The following is a 17779-nucleotide window of genomic DNA, read 5'->3' on the forward strand; positions in this document are numbered from 1 at the left end:
GCGAGTGCCTGCCCCCTACGATGGGCGGACATGGAACTCCTACAGCATCTCCTGTCCGCCGATGCCTCTGCTCCCCGGCTCAGTGTTTATAACGAAACTGACGGCACCCGCATGGATTTCTCGGCGCAAACGCTGGAGAACTGGACCTCCAAGATCGCCAACATGCTGCTGGAAGAGCTCGACCTCGAACCAGACACGGATTCCCGCATCCTCATCGACCTTCCGGTGTCCTGGCAGGCAGCCGTCATTGCACTTGGGGCTCTAGCCACGGGCATCTCCTTCGACATAACCGACGGTGCGGCCGCTACAGAGCCGCACGCCGACGATATCGCCGTGGTGTTCACCTCTCCGGAGGCCTACCTCAAGGCTGCGGCGGACGCGGGCACCGGCTCTGCATCGGCCCCACTGGTCGACACGGTTCTCGTCACGCAGGATCCTTTTGGCCGCGGCGTTGTCGAAAGCGGCGGCGAGCTGCCGCTGGGCACCATCGACTTCGGCCCCACCGTGCGCTTCTATGGCGATCACTTCTATGGCACCACTACCCCACTACCGGAGCTTTTCCCCACCGAGTTGGGCGCTGAGCGCGTGCTTTCACAGGGTTGGACGGACAGCGCTTCCTTCCAGCGGGCCGTCCTCGAACCACTGGCTGCGGGCGGCTCCGCCGTCATTGTGGCGGGCCTGTGCTCGGCCGACCGCTTGGAGGACATCGCAGACAACGAGAAGGTCACCGTCCGCTCCTAAACGCCGTCATGAGATAGTAGAGCAATGTTCAGCTGGCTCTATATCTTCATCGGCATGCTCATCCTCGTGGGCACAATCTGCCAGGGAACCATCGGATTTGGGCTGGGCACCATCGCCACCCCCATCTTGGCGCTCATCAAGCCGGAGCTGGTTCCCACGCTCATCCTCCTGCTGGCATTCGTCATCTCAACTACCACGATGCTCAAGGCACGCTCGGCGGTGTCCTGGGACATCGTGGCCATTTCTTCCATCGCGCGCATCCCCGGCTCGCTCGCGGGTGCGTGGGCGATTGCTTCCCTCTCCCACCGCGGGCTCTCCCTTTTCATCGGCTGCGCCGTCATCTTTGCCATGACCTTGTCCAGCCTCGGCTGGTCTCCCAAGCGCACCACTGCCAACATCGCTGTCGCGGGTGCTGCTTCCGGGTTTCTGGGCACGTCGACGTCCATCGGTGGACCGCCCATGGCGCTGGTGCTTAAAGGCTACGACCCAGCCCGCATACGCGGCACGCTGTCGGGCACCTTCATCATCGGTTGCACCATCTCGCTGGCAATCTTGGGCTTGAGCGGGCAAATCACTAGCGTACAGCTCACCGCCGCCGCGGCCTACCTGCCGGTAGCCATCGTGGGCCTCATCGCCGCCGGCTACCTCAACCGTTTCATCAACGCCAAGGTTCTCAACCGCATCGTCCTCGTCGTAGCTATCAGCGCGGCCTTAGCGCTCATTGTTGAGGGGCTGGTTGCTGCCTAGTATCCGCAACATGCCGTGAGTTTTCTTGCTCGACTGCTAGGACCGCAGCTCACCCCTCCCAACAGCCCTAGCTAACAAAACAAAGAACTCGCCTCAAGCCCTAGCGTGGGCTCGAGGCGAGCTTTTGTCCGTTACTCCAGTTTGGTTAGCGGTTGAGCTGGCATCGGAGAGGCTGCTCACTCAAGGCGCGCCCCATTTCCTCAGCTGCGAACAACTGAAGATTGGCCAAAGACCGTTCGGAGTAATAAGCGGCATGAGGGGTGAGGATAGTGTTCGGAGCGGTCCGAAGCGGGTGGCCTTCCTCGAGGGGCTCACTTTCCATGACGTCGAGTGCTAGGCCTCCTAAGCGGCCTTCGGACACTGCGCGTGCTGCCGCCTCAGTGTCAAGAAGCGCTCCGCGGGCGGTGTTCACGATGATTGCTTCGTTCGACAGCTTGCCAATCTCAGCGTCACCAATGATGTGATACGTGCTGTCAGTAAGCGGGGCGTGGATTGAAACAACATCTGCTCGCGAAAGCAGTTCATCTAGTTCGACAACCTCAACGTTTTCCTTTGACAACAGATCTTTGTCAACAAAAGGATCGTAGGCAATGGTGGTCGCTCCAAAAGCTTGCATGCGCTTTGCAACTTTGAGACCAATTTGTCCAGTCCCGACAGTGGCATAAGTAAGATCCGAGACTGCCGGAATCCGCCCAACTTCTGGAGCAGCAATCCACCCGTCATTCGCACGAACAATATTCGAGTGGTAGGTCAAAACCTTTCTGACCGCTGCCAAGGCAAGCATTACAGTGTGGTCTGCGACTGTGTCAGCACCGTAATCTGGAACGTTGCAGACTCGGACCCCAAGTTCGGTTGCTGCTTGCATATCGATTGTCTCGTAGCCCATTCCATATCGAATCACGGTCGCACCGGGGGCAAGACTTTCGAGTACCTTACGGGTGATTTGGGCATAAGCAAGGATTACGACATCAGCACCCTTGGTAGCTGCGATAACTTCGTCTTCTTGGAGAACGTCGCTATGTACCTCAAGCGTTGCGCCGTTTTCAGCAGCAATTCGCTCTTCGTCAGCTAGGTTGGGAAATTCATGATCGGTGATTACTACACGCTTGTTAGTCATTGGTGCCACGTCCGTTCTTCAAGTCGTTAATGAAACCGGCTCGTGCTGCTGCGATATCACTGGACGTGGTGATGAAACGGAACCCTTGCTCTCGGCGTTTGTTAGCTTCAGTACCGTGGCTGCAATGGATTCCAGGAATTTTACCAGCGTCCTGGATGATTCCGAGGACTTTGGCGATAGCATCAGTTGTAACTTGCTCTTCCGGTCCCGGAGTCGAGCCGACAGCTAGTGCTAGGTCCGATGGGCCAATGTAAATTCCGTCGACTCCTTCGACACCACAGATTTCTTCTGCGTTGGAAAATCCTTCAGCGTTCTCAATCATGACGAAAAGAAGGGGAGGCTTGATATCAGAGGTGTTCACGGGGTCACCTTTGACAATCGGAGCGGTAGGGCCGAAGGAACGGTTTCCTCCGTGATCCGGATAACGGAGAGCGTCTGCAGCTGCCTTCGCCTGTTCCTTGTTGGAGACGAGAGGAACGATAATGGCTTCGATCCCAGCATCGGCGAGCATTCCAATTTCAGTGAATCGGTTGTCAGCGACTCGTGCCGTCACAAGAGAGTCACCGCCGGCGCGAATCGCGTCGCTGAGGCGGAGGATGTCTTCATTGCGGGCGAAGCCATGCTGCATGTCGATACAGACGTAATCGAATCCAATGGCAGACGAAGCCCGAGCGAGGTCGGTGCTGGTAGTCATCAGCCACTGGCCGTGGTAGATTGCGCCGTTTGCGAGATTTTCGCGATGGTTAGTCATTGTGTACAACTCCTTAAAGTAGGCCGACGGAAAGCGCCGGAATGAAACTTACGATGAGGCCCACGAGAACCAAGAGGAGGAACCCGGGGATGATTGCGACCACTGTTTTTTGTGGTCGAATTTTGGCAACGCCGGAGACGATAAACAAGTTAACGCCAAGGGGCGGGGTGATGAAGCCGATCGATAGAACGAGAACGACGATGACACCAATTTGAATAGGATCCATTCCTGCCAGTGATAAGACGGGAACAAGAATGGGGCTGATAATTGTGATCGCAGCAATTGTCTCCATGAAGGTGCCGAGCAAAACAAGAATCAGGTTCACGATGATAATGATCACCAGTGGGTTATCTGAAAGGTGACTCAAGGCATTTACGATAGCCTGAGGAGCTTCTTCGATGGTGAGGAAGAGACTAAATACTGCAGCTGCGGCGACAATAATCATCAGGCCGCTGGACGTCAGCGCAGCGGAGTTGAAGGTTTCCATGATGCCGCGGAAGTCCAGTTCCTTGTAGATAACCATGCTGACGAGGACTGCATAGACGACTGCAATGACAGCTGCCTCTGTAGGCGTGAAGATGCCGCCGTAGATTCCTCCGAGAATGATAATTGGTAGGAAGAGGCCTGCCTTTGCGCCGTTTACTTGGTGCAGTCGCTCTCTCAATGTGGACTTCTCGGTACGACCAACGTTGTTCTTCTTGGCGTAGTAGATAGCCCATCCAATAAGCACTACACCCATCAAGATTCCTGGGACGATCGCTGCAAGGAAGAGATCCCCGATACTCGTGCCTGTTACGACGCCGAAGATAACGAGGGGGATGGACGGGGGAATGACAACGCCAATCGTTCCAGCCGAGGCGATGAGAGCCGCGGAGAATTGCTTGGAATACCCTATCTTGATCATCTCTGGAATCATGATGCCGCCGATTGCAGCTACGGTTGCGGGGCCCGACCCAGAAATCGCAGAGAAGAACATTGCGGTCAAGACCGCTGCAACTCCGACACCACCGGGAATATGCCCCACGAAGGAATTCGCCACATTGAACAGGCGGCGGGAAATGCCGCCCTTACCCATTATTAGGCCGGCAAGAATAAAGAAAGGAACGGCGAGAATTGGGAACGAGTCGTTTGCAGTAGTCAGGTATTGCGCAATCATTCCGTACGAGATACCGGGATTGAACAAGAAGATTGTGAGCAATCCTGCTGCAAGCAGTGAGTACGCAATCGGAATACCTAGGGCAAGTGCTGCGAAAAGCGTTATCAAGAGACAAGCCAGACTCATGATTGTGTCCTTTCGGCAAGTTCTAGCTCAAGGTTGTCATCCAAGAGGGGTGACGTTCCTAGCCAGATTTGGCCACTTGTTTGCAACATGCGGAGGCAACACAGCACGAGGCCGAACGGCAGAGCCGAGTAGACGACCCACATTGGAAGCTGAAGTGCTGCAGACGTTTGTCCGAGTTGAAAGAGGGTAGTCGCAATCTGTATTGCAAAAACAAGGAGGATGATGTTGACAATGAAGCAGGCGATGATTACAAACTGCATGGCAATCTTCTTGACCCCGCCTTTAAGCTTGGACGTCAGCACATCAATTGCAATGTGTTCTCCTCGAAGCGTCACGATTCCCAGGAGCAAGAAATTCATCCAAATGAACATGTATCGAGAAAGCTCCTCGCTCCACGAGAGCGAATTTTGAAGGATGAATCGTGAAAAGACTTGGACAAACAAGAGAATGGTCATGATGCCGAGGATTCCGGCGCCAATGTATTCATCAACGTAAAGCTTGTGGTGGGACGTGCCACGTGTTTCTTCGCTATGCACGGCTGGCCTCCACTGCTTTATTCATATCGTCAATAATTTGGTCTCCAAGCAACCCACGGAGGTATGGCTCCGCTGCGGCGGACATGATCTCGCGCATTTGGTCGCGTTCATGGTTCGAGATATCGCGGATTTCCACTCCACCCTCAAGGATGGCGTTCTTCGACTTCTCTTCGTCTTTGATTGCTTCTTCTCGGCAGTATTGCGTGGAAAGCGTGCCTGCTTCCTTGACCAACTCCTGAAGTTCTAAAGGAAGTTCATCGAAGAATTTCTTACTCAAGAGGAGCGGCATGGGGGTGTACACATGGTTGGACATCACCATATACTTTTGAACTTCATAAAACTTTTGGGAGGCGATGAGAGCCAGTGGGTTTTCTTGGGCGTCAATCGTTCCCTGCTGAAGTCCTGTGTACACCTCAGTGAAAGCCATCGGTGTTGCACTGGCACCGGTGGCGTTCCATGCTCGGATCTGCGTCGGGTTCTCCAGTGTTCTAACTTTGAGGCCTTTGAGTCCTTGGGGGAGTTCCAAGTCTTTAACTTTGTGTGTCAGATTCCGGAATCCATTTTCCCAGTAACCCAACCCCACAATTTGAACATCCTCGAGTTCCTTCAGCCGTGCTTGTCCGAATTCACCGTCTAGCACTGTAAATGCTTCGTCCCGGGAATCGAACTTGAACGGCAAATCCCAGACGTTCATGTTCTTGGAAAACGCGGCGAGCGGAGAGGTTGACGGTGCGGTCGCCTGAATGTTGTTGAGCTGGACGGATTCAATGAGCTGTCGGTCTCCGCCGAAAACTCCATTGGGGAAAACCCTTGCGTTGATTCTTCCCTCGCTGCCCTTATTGATGTGATCTGCAAAAAGCATGTAAGCACGATGCGTAAAGTGATCGGTCGTCGTGGCATGAGCAATGACGAGATCGAACTCTGCTTTGGCTGAGGAACCAGCCGCACGCGAACCAGAGCAAGAGCTTAAAGTGCTGGATAGAGCCGCAGCGCCCATGGCTCCTAGGAATCCACGCCTAGAAATCCTTGTGTTTAAGACGCCTTGGGCCTTGGTCGAAATGCGCAACCCTGAACCCTCCTTTCCTTGTCTTGTGAGAGCCAATTAACTGTTTACTGTTAACAGTTAATTGTGGGATACAATACGGAGGTGCTACAACTGAGTCAAGAGTCATAGGAGAAAAAATGATCGTAAGGCAACAATCGCTGGGTGTTCAGGTAGCCGAGTCACTACGCATCGAGATCTTTTCAGGGGCTCTCCCAGAGGGGACCCCACTTACGGAGCCTTGGCTTTCTCGCGAATTTGAGGTGAGCCGGGGGCCGGTACGCGATGCAATTGCAAAGCTTGAAGCCGATGGCTTAATTCAGCAAGATGGGCGAAGCTACAAAGTGAGCGATCGCATTAATGAAGTGGTCAAAGAGCTGTATGAGCTTAGGTTTCTTTTGGAGCGCCGTGCAATTGAGATAGCGCTGGAAAGAGATGCCGACTGGTCCGCGACGACAGAAGCTTTGGATGCTTTTGCCCGGGCAGCGAACAATAATGACTTGGACAGCGCAAGAGATGCAGACTTTCGATTCCATCAATCGTTCTTATCAGCTTCCGAAGGTCGACTCGCTTTGAGCATGTGGGAAATCTGTGAAAGGAATTTCAAAGCATTGCTCTTGGTCAACCGCGCTCAGGATGACGACATTCAAAATGAGGTCAAGATTCATGAAGAGTTACTCAACTCTGTTGCTGATGGATCGGGCTGGGAAGAGAAATTGCGTGAGCACTTCGAGATTGCCTCACACCGGTTTTCAAATCGGGAGAAGGCACTGTAGCTTACACTGACTTCATCTTGCCAAGAAAATAGTGTTGACGAGTATTCAAGTCACTGTGTGAATGGGCGAAGCTACCCTCACCGGAGTTGGCCCCTGATTTGGTAACTAATGCCAACCATACGAACCGGCGATAACCTTCAGCCCATTCGGTTACAAGAGTTGCCGAGTCCCCTGAATGGCCAATTGAGTCTTTCCTACACAGATCATTGAACGGTTTTGGCCGGTGCCCTATAGGGTTTGTGGGACTCTTCCCTAGCCAGATTGCATGAGCGAGTTTTCACTTGGCCGGGCACGAGCACCTGAACACCCAAGCCACAGGAGCCGTCAAAGATGAACCTGCCGCCCTTTTGCACCAAATCTTTGGCAACTGGGGCAGATTTATCCACCGCCCACCAAGCGCGCACACCGCTCAGCGCCAAGAACCAGACCCTAGCGAAGCGACCCCGCAATAAAACTACGGAAGCGCTCAGCAATCTGCGCAATTTCCTGCCCCGCGAAGTGGCCCGGGGACCATGCCGCCACGAGTGGAACCCCGCCCAGAGCACGCTCGCCGTCCACCACATCAAAGCTCACCAGCCGCGCCGGCTGCAGCTCCGTCATTAAAGCTACGGCACGTCCGGCACGCGCCAAGGCGCATAACGTCGCCGTATCATCGCACTCCACGTGCGAACCCAGGGCATAGCCGGCCGTGCCCACGAAGGAATCCACCACCCCGCGGGACACGCTGCGCCGCGAGGGCAGAGCCACCTTTTCTTGCAATAACCGTCTAGCCTCCACGCTGGTCGAACCCGCGCACTCCAGCGCCAAGGGGTGCGTCGGCGGCACCCAGGCGCGCACCGGAATCGTGCCCAAAGCCAGCGAGGCCACGTCATTGCCCGGCGGGATGGTGGCAATCACCACGTCGGCGGAGCCTTCCAGCGCGTCGAACACGTCGTAGTGCGTAACCGGGGTCGTGGTGAGCAGAGGGATAGTCGAGCCAGCGGCCTCAATAAAGGGAGCGAGAAGCGTCGAAATCGTCGTCGGCGTAGCAGCCACGCGCAGCGCCGGGATACTGCCCGCGCGAAGTGCCTCTACTGCCTGCCCGGCGCGCGCGGATTCGGCGAGGAGGCGGCGGCACGTCGGAATGAGGGCGTGTGCCGCGTCGCTGAGCGCCAGTGCGGAACCAGCCCGCACGAAAAGCTCCAGGTCCAGCTCTTTTTCAAAGCGCCGCAGCTGCCGGCTCAGCGCCGGCTGGGTAATGCCCAGGCGCGCCGCGGCAGCGGTCACCGTGCCAGCTTCGGCGACCGCAAGGAAATATTTGGCCTTCACCATGTCCATTCCCTTACTTCTACCACTACCAATACCTTGAGGGTATGGCTTTCCAGCTTTTTCGACATTAGACAACATGGCATCACCAAAGAATAATGAGACCACTACCACAACAACACCAGGGAGGTTTCCATGTCACACGTCGGCGCCGCCATTGCCGAATCCCTCGCCGCGCACAACGTCACCCGCGCTTTCCTCGTGCCCGGCGAAAGCTTCCTGCCCGTGCTCGACGGCCTCTACGATTCCCCCGTGAAGGCCATCGTCACCCGCCACGAAGGCGGTGCCACCTACATGGCCGAAGCCCACGGCAAAGCCACCGGACAGCCCGGCGTCGCCATGGTGACGCGCGGCCCCGGCGCAGCCAACGCCTACGTGGGCATCCACACCGCCTGGCAGGATGCCACCCCGCTCGTTCTCTTCGTTGGCCTTATCCCCATCTCGGATCGTGACCGCGAGTCCTTCCAGGAGTTCGATCCCAAGGCGTGGTTCGGCACCCAGGCCAAGCAGGTCTTTGTCCTCGACGATCCGTCGCGCGCCTCCCGCGTCGTGGCCGAAGCTTTCTTCCAAGCCCAGCAGGGCCGCCCCGGCCCCGTCATCGTGGGCCTGCCGGAGGATATTCTCCACCAGGAGTTCACCGGCAGCATCCACCCACCCATCCCGGTGTCGGAAGGCGCGCTTTCCGACGATCACCTGGACCTCCTCTCCCGCGAGCTGAGCCGCGCAGAGCGACCACTCATTTTTGCCGGCGGTCCGCGCTGGACCCCGGAGGCCGCTGAAAAGATCACTCGCTTCGCCGAAGAGCACCGCATCCCGATCATTCAAGACTTCCGCGCCGCTGACCGTGTACCTTTCGACTCCCCCGCCAACGCCGGCTGGCTCGGCTATGGGCGCGACCCACGCGCGGCGCAACTTTTGGAAGCAGCCTCCCTCGTCATCGAAATCGGTGCCGTTCTCGGTGATGTTCCTACCGACGGTTACACCTTGCGCCAGTCACCGCAGGCACGCAACATCGCCATCAACCCCGATACCAGCCTGCGCGGCCACTCGGTGGCGCTGGTAGAGCACATCGTGGCGAGCCCTGTGGCCTTCGCTCACACCCTGGACCGCTTAAGCGTCGAGGGCAAGGACAAGCGCGGCGAATGGTTCGACGCCACGCACGCGAACCACCTCGACTTCGCCACCCTCCCCGAGCCCGCGGACTACCGTCCCGGTAAAGAAGGCACCGCCCACATGGAGGCCGTCTTCGCAGCACTCCACGAGCAGCTGCCAACGGATTCCATCTATACCTTCGGCGCCGGCAACCACTGCATCTGGGCCCAGCAGTTCCTGCGCTCGCAGGTCTACCCCTCCCAGTTCAGCGTGCGCAACGGCTCGATGGGCTATTCCATCCCGGCCGCAGTAGCCACCAAGCTGCAGTTCCCGGAGCGCACCGTTGTCACCGTTGCCGGGGACGGCGAATACCTCATGAACGGCCAAGAGCTGGCCACCGCGCTGCAATACGGTGCGCCTTTTCTCATCATCGTCATGTCCAATGGCGAGTTCGGAACCATCCGCGATCACCAGAAGAAGCACTTCCCCGACCGCGTTTCCGGCACGCAGCTTGTCAACCCGGATTTCGCGGCGGTTGCCCGCAGCTTCGGCGCCCACGGCGAACTCATCACAGATGACGCTCAGGTGCCGGAGGCCGTGGCCCGCGCCCTGCGCGCCATCGCCGAGGACGGCGTACCAGCGCTTCTCAACGTCATCACCGACCAGGCCCATTCCCTGCCTATCCCGCCCTCCCCGGTTTTACACACCGACGAAACGCCCACCAGCTAAAGGAGGCTCACCATGAGCACGACACATACTCCTCCAACTTCGAATGCCGTACCCGCTAGCCAGCTGAAGGAAGGCGAGCACATTGTGGGCGATGGGGTCGTCGCCAAGCAGCGCCCCGCTGCCTCCACTGCATCGTGGATCATTACGCTCTTCGGCACCGCCGTGGGTGCTGGCATCCTCTTCCTACCGCTGAATGCCGGCGGTTTCGGGTTCTGGCCGCTGGTCTTTGCCACGGTCTTCATCTTCCCCTTGGTGTACTTTTCGCACCGCACCTACGCGCGGATTGTTGCGGGCGCGCCCACAAAGGACCACGGCAAGGACATCCTCGAGTTGGTCTCCCAGTATCTGGGCAAGGGCCAAGGAATCGTCTTCGCGGTGCTGTACTGGATCACGGTCTTTTCCACCGTCCTCATCTACGGTGTCTCCATCACCAACGCGGTGGATAGCTTCATTGTCAACCAGCTGGGCGGGCCGTCGCTCGACCGGTGGCTGCTGGCCATGCTCTGCGTGGGCGTGATGACCGGTGCCTTCGCCATCGGCCGCAAGCCGATGATCTGGCTGGCCCAGGTGTTGGTCTACCCGCTGATTATCGCCCTGGCCGTCACCTCCATCTACCTCATCCCGCGCTGGGACCTCCAGAGCTTCATCCATTTCGATGACGGCTCGAATGGCTACGGCGGCATCATCAAGGGCATCTTCCTCATCCTGCCGGTGCTGGTCTTCTCCTTCTCCCACATGGCGGCGCTGTCGCAGTTCGCCATCGACATGCAGCCGCAGTATGGCGAGAAGACCGAAAAGCGCGTTTCCCGCACGGAGTTCTACACCGCTATCCTGCTCGTCGTGTTCACCATGTTCTTCGTGTGGTCCTGCGTCCTCGCACTCGGCGCCGACGGCATGAATGAGGCCCTCGAGCAAAACATCCCGGTGCTCTCCTATTTCGCCAACGTCACTGGCACTCCGTTCATGGCTTACATGGCCCCCATCGTGGTCATCTGCGCCATCGTCTCCTCCTACTTCGGCCACATGCTCGGTACAGAAGAAGGCACGGAGTACCTGCTGAAGAACGCCGCGCCGAAGCTGGCGGAGAAGGTCTCGCACCGCACGCTGCTCAACATCATTTATCTCATCGCCTTCGTGTGCACCACGCTCGTGGCAATCTTCAACCCCTCCATCATTTCCATGATTTCGGTTGTCTCCGGTGTCTTCGTGGCGTTCATCGTCTACCTGGTTCCGGTGTATATGTTCAAGAAACTGGACGTGTACAAGCAATTCCGCAATGACCCGTGGAACTACTTCGTCTTCGGTATGGGCCTGCTAATTATGGCCGTGACCATCTGGGACATGATTTAGAAAGGACGTGAAAATGCTTCGTAATGATCTCTCAAGCTTCCCCGAGTACAAGGTGGGCAAGGACTTCCCCAACGCGCTCAAGCTCTCATCCAATGAGGTCCCCTTCCCACCCGCCGAGGACATTATTGCCGCGGTTGCCGACGCCGCCCGCACCACCAACCGCTACCAGCAGCCCGGCAGCCTGGAGCTCACCAACGCCTTGTGCAATTACCTGGGGGTTCCGGCGGATCACATCTTCGTCTCTGCGGGCTCCACGCCCATCCTGCAGGCCACCATCTTGGCGTCCTGCCACACCGGCGATGAGGTCATCGTGCCTTGGCGCAGCTTTGAGGCTTACCCCCTCTACGTGCGCATGGCCGGCGCGGAACCGATTCTGGTCCCGCTCACGGAGGATTACCGCGTCGATTTGGAGGCAGTCCTTGCCGCCCTGACGGAGAAGACCAAGCTCATCATCCTGTGCAACCCCAACAACCCGACGGGCACCGTCATCACGCGCGGTGAATTCCGCGCCTTCATGGACCGGGTGCCCGAGGATGTCGTGGTCCTGCTGGATGAGGCCTACTGGGAGTACAACGACGCCCCCGATACCCCAGATTCAGTCGAGGAATACCAGCGCTACCCCAATCTGCTCGGCGTGCGTACCTTCTCCAAGGCGTGGGGCTTGGCCGGCATGCGCGTGGGCTACGCGGTGGCAGGACCGGAAATCATCAACGCGCTGCAGCTGCTCTCCCTGCCGCTGACGGTGACCGCCATGGCGGAAACTGCCGCGGTGGAGGTGCTCAAGCGCCACGACGAGCTTGCCGACGCCGTCGAGATCACCAAAGCACAACGCGACCGCGTCTGCGCGGAGCTGGGAGCCGAGAAGTCCTACGGCAACTTTGTGTGGCTGCCGCGCGCGGATGCCGCGGAGGTAGAGACGAAAATGCTCGATGAAGGCGTGGTCATCCGCCGCTATCTCGACGAAGGCGTGCGCGTGTCCATCACGGACGAAGCCGAGACCACCCAGTTCTTGGAAGCCTGGCGCCGCGCAGGCATTGAGCCTTGGCGGGGCTAGGTGGCCTCCTTCTTTCACCCCCTCAGCCCAAGTGCCCCATAAGCCCATACTGAGACAAATGACATAAAACGCAAGAAACTTGCAATAAGTCACATACAACCCCATAATGGGGCGCAACCCATACACACTTCAATCATTGGAGGATGAAGCAATGTCCGGATTTCGCGTAGAAAACCCCGCTACCGGTGAGGTTCTCGAGACTTTTGATCACGCTACTGACCAGGAGGTCCTGGCCGCCGTCGACTCCGCGCACGAGGCATTCCTCAGCTGGCGCGAGACCCCGATCGAGGAGCGCGCCAAGGTAGTCACACGCGTTGCCGAGCTCTTCGAAGAGCGCAAGGATGAGCTCGCAGAGATCATCGCTACCGAAATGGGCAAGCCGATCTCCGAGGGCGTCGAGGAGGCTGAGTTCAGCGGCGCTATCTTTAGCTACTACGCCGACAACGGCCCCAAGTTCGCCGCCGACGAGGAAATCCCCGTCGAGATGGACGGCAAGGGCTACATTCAGCGCCGCCCCATCGGCGCTCTGCTGGGCATCATGCCGTGGAACTTCCCCTACTACCAGGTCGCGCGCTTCGCCGCCCCGAACCTGATGCTCGGCAACACCATCGTCTTGAAACACGCCACCATCTGCCCGCGCTCCGCGCTTGCCATCCAGAAGATCATGGATGATGCCGGTGTTCCCAAGGGCGTCTACACCAACGTCTTCGCTACTCACGAGCAGGCAGAGAAGATCATCGAGCACAAGGAGCTGCGCGGTGTGTCCCTCACCGGCTCCGAGCGCGCTGGTGCTGCGGTGGGCTCTCTGGCTGCGAAGAACCTCAAGAAGGCAGTTCTCGAGCTCGGTGGCTCCGACCCGTACGTCATCCTCGACACCGATGACGTCAAGCAGGCAGCCAAGGACGCGTGGGAGACCCGCATGTACAACACCGGCCAGGCGTGTAACTCCAACAAGCGCCTGATCGTGATGGACGATATCTACGACGAGTTCGTCGCTGAGCTGGTCGAGCTCGCAAAGGCTATGAAGCCTGGTACCCCGCAGGAGGCTTCCGAAACCGTCTACACCCCGTTGTCTTCGCGCAGCGCGGCAGAAAACCTCAAGGATCAGATCGACCGCATCGTGGCCGCCGGCGCCACCCTGCACGTCGGCGGTGAGCTGGCGGATGAGAAGTCTTCTTACTTCAGCCCCGCCGTGCTGACCGATGTCCCGGTTGGCTCTGATGTCTACTACGAAGAACTCTTCGGCCCCGTGGCGACCGTGTTCAAGGTCAGCAGCGACGAAGAGGCTCTCGAGCTGGCCAACGACACCCAGTACGGCCTGGGCGGTTGCGTCTTCTCCAAGGACGTCGAGCGCGCTGAGAAGATTGCCCAGCGCCTGGAGGTCGGCATGTCCAACGTCAACACCTACGCGGCGGAGGGCGCCGAGGTCCCCTTCGGTGGTGTGAAGAACTCCGGTTACGGCCGCGAGCTGGGCCCCTACGGCATGGATGAGTTTGTCAACAAGCGCACCTACTTCGTGGCCAACTAAGGAGATCCCATGACGTCACTAGGAAACTTCGTTCTCGAGGTCCACACCGCGCTTTTCGACGGCCACGATACCTCCGTCCTGGACAAGCACTTCGCCGACAACTTCGTGGAGCACTCTCCCCTCATCGCTAATGATGCAGAAGGTCTCAAGAAGTTTGTCACGGATCTGGGCGAGGGTCTGAAGTACACCAACGCCCGGGTGATTGCCGACGAAGCCAACGGCCTCGTCGCTTTACATGGTCGCTTCGACGGCATCGAGGATGAGCCGTTCGTTGGTTTCGATATCTACCGCGTCGAGGGCGACAAGATTGTCGAGCACTGGGACAACCTCGTTCCCCTGGCAGAACCGAACGCAAGCGGCCGCACGCAGCTCGATGGCGCTACCGAGATCGGTGATGAGAGCCTCACCGAGCAGAACCGAGAGTTCGTCATCGAGTTCTTCACCCGCTCGCTCATCGGCGCCGATTACTCCGGCTTCATCGACAACACCCGTGATGATCAGTTTGCCCAGCACTCCCCTGATATCGCCGATGGCGCCCAGAACTGCGTCGATTTCCTCACCAAGCTGCAGGAAGACGGCGAGGGGCTGGAGTATGAGCGCATCCACCGCACGGTTGCACAAGGACAGTTCGTTCTAACCCATTCCGAAGGCAGCATCGCTGGTGCGCGCCATTCCTATTGCGAGCTGTGGCGCGTCGAGGACGGCAAGCTCGTCGAAATGTGGGATGCCATTTCTGAGGTCCCGTCCGACGACGAGGCGCTTCATAAGCACGGCATCTTCTAGGCCATAGCCTCGGTTGCAAACCTAGGCAGCATGCCGAAAGGCTGGGCCGCTCCTTGATACGGGGAGCAGCCCAGCCTTTTCGTGTTTTCGGCGCGATCTGGAACCAGGTCCGGGCCGAAACTGCCCGTTCTGCCAAAACCCTCGCTCCTGACTCAAGATCTGGCCCGAACTTTGGCAACTAGGCGAGTTCGTCGCGTCTAAAAGTGCCGCATCTAAAGCCGGCTCTAAGCCCAGCCTGCCGGCACCAACCCGAGGATGGAAATGATCGAGTAGATGAAGGCCAAGACATAAACCACGATGATGGTGCCCTGAATTACCGGGTGAGCGAGTCCGCCCACGTTCCAGCCCGGGTCGCGGTCTCCCTTCTTCCGGGAGGCGTGCAGCAGCATCACCGGGATGACGGACATGATGGCGCCTGCGAAGCCACCGGCATAGGACAACGCCGCAACGAAGCCTCCGAGACCAGCAATGGAAATCACCAGTGGCGGAACAACCGTCAGCGCCACTGCCACGATGCGCTGTCCCTTCACGCCTTCCCAGTGGAAGATGTCCAAGACGTTGCGCATGGTGGTAAAACCAATCGCCAAGAACGACGTCAGCATGGCCGCCAGCGCAAAGATATTGGCCAAGTAGTAGGCCACCGGGCCCAGTGCCTCACCCCAGGCAATGGTCACCACCTCGGTGACCTCCATGCCAAGCAGACCAAGGGCGGCAAAAGGAACCAACGCCAAGGTAAAGCCCGTCACCACCATGCCGAGCACAATTGCCTGCGCGGTCTGCTGCGGCTTGGCCGGGTCCATGCCCTGCACCAGTTCCGGAACCACATACTGCGCTAGGAAAGAGAACACCGCGAGGTTCAGAATCGGGACGATGAAGAAGGGATGAAGAACCAGCAGGTTCTCAGCCTTGATACCCGGTCCCAGGATTGTCCATCCACACAGCACCGCGATAATGATCGCCATACCGGCAGTGATGGCTCCCTCAGCTGCACCCGTGGTGTGCAGGCCGCGGTACATCACCCACGAACCGAAGCCGAAGAAGATCAACGTGCCAAGAAGCGGCGGCAACCCGAAGATGTTGTTGATCAAGTCACCCGAACCAGCGGCATAGGCAATCAGCGCACCGATGCCGTTGACGATGATGGCCACGAAAACCAACCAGCGGCCCCACTGCCCCAGGTAATGCTCCGCCAATCCGGAAACCTGCAGCGGCGCCTTGGTGCGCATGGCTGTCTCCGCCACGTACAGCATGGAAATGGTCGTGAGGGTACCTGCTATCAGCAGAGCAATAACGAGTGCGAGGAACCCTCCGTTGCGGGCGGCATAAGGAATAGAGAGGACTCCAGCACCGATGTTGGTGCCGAAGATAAGGGCGATGCCCTGCACGAAGGACAGCGCGGGTTTGAACTCCGCCGTGGACTCATCCTTCTGCGACACAGAAATGTTGTTGGACAAAAACTTCTCCGATAACTAAGGACTAATAAAACAGGAGCTCACCCGGAAAGAACCGGGTGAGCGAAAGAGTGAGCTACTTGTACTCGTTGAACTGCTTGACGACGACCTGCAGCGCCTCACGCCACAAGTCTTCCGGGATAGCCAGGGAAGGCAGGAAGCGGATGACGTTGTGGTCGAGGCCGCAGGTGAGGATGAGAACGCCCTCGGCCTTGGCGGCGTCGGCAATCTTGTGCACCAGCTCGGAATCCGGCGCGCCCTCAGCGGTGACGAATTCGAGGGCGAGCATGGCGCCGCGGCCGCGGAACTCTGCTACGCGCTCATCGCCCAGGATGGGTTCCAGCTCCTCACGGGCAATCTTCTCCAGGTTCTGGGCACGTGCACCGAAGTCCTTCTCCTCGAATTCCTTGAAGGTTGCCAGCGCAGCAGCACAAGCCACCGGGTTACCCGTGTAGGTACCGCCCAGGCCGCCCGGCTGCGGAGCATCCATGATCTCCGCACGGCCGGTCACTGCGGACAGCGGCATGCCGGAGGCAATGCCCTTCGCAATGGTCACTATGTCCGGAACGATTCCCTCATGGTCGGAGGCGAACCAGGTGCCGGTGCGCATCATGCCTGCCTGGATCTCGTCGACGATGAAGACCACGTCGTTGTCGTTGCACCACTTCTGGATTGCTGCGAGGTAGCCCTCCGCCGGAACGACGAAGCCGCCCTCGCCCTGGATCGGCTCAGCGACAACGCAGGCCAGGTTGGCTGCGCCGACTTCCTGCTCAATCATGGTGATGGTCTTCTGGGCAGCCTCGGCGCCGCTCAGGCCGTCACGCAGCGGGTAGGACATCGGGGCGCGGTAGATCTCCGGCGCGAAGGGACCGAAGCCATTCTTGTAGGGCGACTGCTTGGCGGTCATCGCCATGGTCAGGTTGGTGCGTCCATGGAAGGCGCGGTCCATGACGACAACACCGCGCTTGCCGGTGTAGTTACGGGCAATCTTCACGGCGTTCTCAACGGCCTCCGCGCCGGAGTTGAACAGCGCGGTCTTCTTCGGGTGATCACCCGGGGTGACCTCGTTGAGTTTTTCTGCCACGGCCACGTAGGACTCGTACGGGGAAATGGTGAAGGAGGTGTGGGTAAAGTGTGCGGCGGCTTCCTGCACCGCGGCCACGACGGCCGGGTTAGAGGCGCCGGCAGAAGTCACGGCGATGCCGGAAGCGAGATCGATGAAGCGGTTGCCGTCGGCGTCGGCAAGAATGCCGCCATCCGCATCCACCACGTAGCCCGGAAGCGAGGGCGCCATGCCCGCGGGAAGGGCATTCTTGCGACGCTCATCCAGGGCGGCACTCTTCGGACCCGGGACCTGCTGGCCCAGGCGGCGGGACTGCTCAATGTGGTACTGAAGTTCCTGCATGGTCTTCCTTTTGTGTTGGGATGAATAGGATGCCACTTAGTGTGGCCCCTACCACCCTTGCGGCACTATCGACAGGGTGTATAAATTTTG

General features: G+C 58.5%; 16 protein-coding genes. 8 read left to right on the top strand and 8 right to left on the bottom strand.

Annotated features, from left to right (window positions below):
- Positions 1–30: 30 nt before the first annotated feature.
- On the top strand, positions 31–741 hold the full coding sequence (locus tag HWX44_RS09195) for a TIGR03089 family protein (protein ID WP_175974300.1): 711 nt from the start codon (positions 31–33) through the stop codon (positions 739–741).
- Between the two features lie 24 nt (positions 742–765).
- Complete coding sequence (locus HWX44_RS09200) at positions 766–1488, top strand: sulfite exporter TauE/SafE family protein (RefSeq protein ID WP_175974302.1); 723 nt, start codon at positions 766–768, stop codon at positions 1486–1488.
- Between the two features lie 145 nt (positions 1489–1633).
- Here the strand turns inward: HWX44_RS09200 and HWX44_RS09205 are convergent, their stop codons facing one another.
- Genes HWX44_RS09205 through HWX44_RS09225 form a run of 5 tightly spaced genes read right to left on the bottom strand, consistent with a single transcriptional unit; the run spans position 1634 to position 6171 of the window.
- Entirely contained in the window at positions 1634–2605 is a 972-nt protein-coding gene (locus HWX44_RS09205; RefSeq protein WP_070512259.1) for a C-terminal binding protein, read from the bottom strand.
- Positions 2598–3356, bottom strand: coding sequence for an HpcH/HpaI aldolase family protein (locus tag HWX44_RS09210; RefSeq protein ID WP_070512263.1), 759 nt, complete (start codon positions 3354–3356; stop codon positions 2598–2600). The genes HWX44_RS09205 and HWX44_RS09210 overlap by 8 nt, the downstream gene beginning before the upstream one ends.
- Positions 3357–3369: 13 nt before the next feature.
- Complete coding sequence (locus tag HWX44_RS09215; RefSeq protein ID WP_175974303.1) at positions 3370–4638, bottom strand: TRAP transporter large permease; 1269 nt, start codon at positions 4636–4638, stop codon at positions 3370–3372.
- On the bottom strand, positions 4635–5174 hold the full coding sequence (locus HWX44_RS09220) for a TRAP transporter small permease (RefSeq protein WP_070512270.1): 540 nt from the start codon (positions 5172–5174) through the stop codon (positions 4635–4637). Before HWX44_RS09220 ends, HWX44_RS09215 begins: the two co-directional genes overlap by 4 nt.
- Complete coding sequence (locus HWX44_RS09225; RefSeq protein ID WP_175974305.1) at positions 5167–6171, bottom strand: TRAP transporter substrate-binding protein; 1005 nt, start codon at positions 6169–6171, stop codon at positions 5167–5169. Before HWX44_RS09225 ends, HWX44_RS09220 begins: the two co-directional genes overlap by 8 nt.
- 185 nt (positions 6172–6356) lie before the next feature.
- Here HWX44_RS09225 and HWX44_RS09230 point away from each other — a divergent pair, with 185 nt between their 5' ends.
- On the top strand, positions 6357–6992 hold the full coding sequence (locus tag HWX44_RS09230; protein WP_175974308.1) for a GntR family transcriptional regulator: 636 nt from the start codon (positions 6357–6359) through the stop codon (positions 6990–6992).
- A 429-nt stretch (positions 6993–7421) separates the two neighbouring features.
- Here HWX44_RS09230 and HWX44_RS09235 read toward each other — a convergent pair whose 3' ends face one another.
- A complete protein-coding gene (locus HWX44_RS09235) occupies positions 7422–8303 on the bottom strand; it encodes a LysR family transcriptional regulator (protein WP_254868159.1) in 882 nt (293 codons plus the stop codon).
- A 129-nt stretch (positions 8304–8432) separates the two neighbouring features.
- Between HWX44_RS09235 and HWX44_RS09240 the strand changes: the two genes are divergently transcribed.
- The 5 genes from HWX44_RS09240 (at position 8433) to HWX44_RS09260 (ending at position 14833) form a co-directional block, all read left to right on the top strand.
- Entirely contained in the window at positions 8433–10118 is a 1686-nt protein-coding gene (locus tag HWX44_RS09240; protein WP_175974312.1) for a thiamine pyrophosphate-dependent enzyme, read from the top strand.
- 12 nt (positions 10119–10130) lie between these two features.
- Positions 10131–11468, top strand: coding sequence for an aromatic amino acid transport family protein (locus HWX44_RS09245; RefSeq protein WP_158381366.1), 1338 nt, complete (start codon positions 10131–10133; stop codon positions 11466–11468).
- A gap of 13 nt (positions 11469–11481) precedes the next feature.
- Complete coding sequence (locus HWX44_RS09250; RefSeq protein WP_175974314.1) at positions 11482–12522, top strand: histidinol-phosphate transaminase; 1041 nt, start codon at positions 11482–11484, stop codon at positions 12520–12522.
- A 151-nt stretch (positions 12523–12673) separates the two neighbouring features.
- On the top strand, positions 12674–14050 hold the full coding sequence (locus HWX44_RS09255; RefSeq protein WP_102233990.1) for an NAD-dependent succinate-semialdehyde dehydrogenase: 1377 nt from the start codon (positions 12674–12676) through the stop codon (positions 14048–14050).
- 9 nt (positions 14051–14059) lie between these two features.
- Positions 14060–14833 (top strand): nuclear transport factor 2 family protein, encoded by a 774-nt coding sequence (locus HWX44_RS09260; RefSeq protein WP_046647723.1) that lies wholly within the window; start codon positions 14060–14062, stop codon positions 14831–14833.
- Positions 14834–15057: 224 nt separating this feature from the next.
- Here the strand turns inward: HWX44_RS09260 and HWX44_RS09265 are convergent, their stop codons facing one another.
- Together HWX44_RS09265 and gabT are read right to left on the bottom strand one after the other, a co-directional pair.
- On the bottom strand, positions 15058–16287 hold the full coding sequence (locus tag HWX44_RS09265; RefSeq protein ID WP_049156031.1) for an aromatic amino acid transport family protein: 1230 nt from the start codon (positions 16285–16287) through the stop codon (positions 15058–15060).
- 73 nt (positions 16288–16360) lie between these two features.
- Positions 16361–17689 (bottom strand): 4-aminobutyrate--2-oxoglutarate transaminase, encoded by a 1329-nt coding sequence (gabT, locus tag HWX44_RS09270; protein WP_175974315.1) that lies wholly within the window; start codon positions 17687–17689, stop codon positions 16361–16363.
- Between the last annotated feature and the right edge of the window lie 90 nt (positions 17690–17779).

Origin of the sequence: Corynebacterium sp. Marseille-Q2823, from assembly GCF_903645345.1 — a bacterium.
Taxonomy (GTDB): Bacteria; Actinomycetota; Actinomycetes; order Mycobacteriales; family Mycobacteriaceae; genus Corynebacterium; species Corynebacterium hiratae.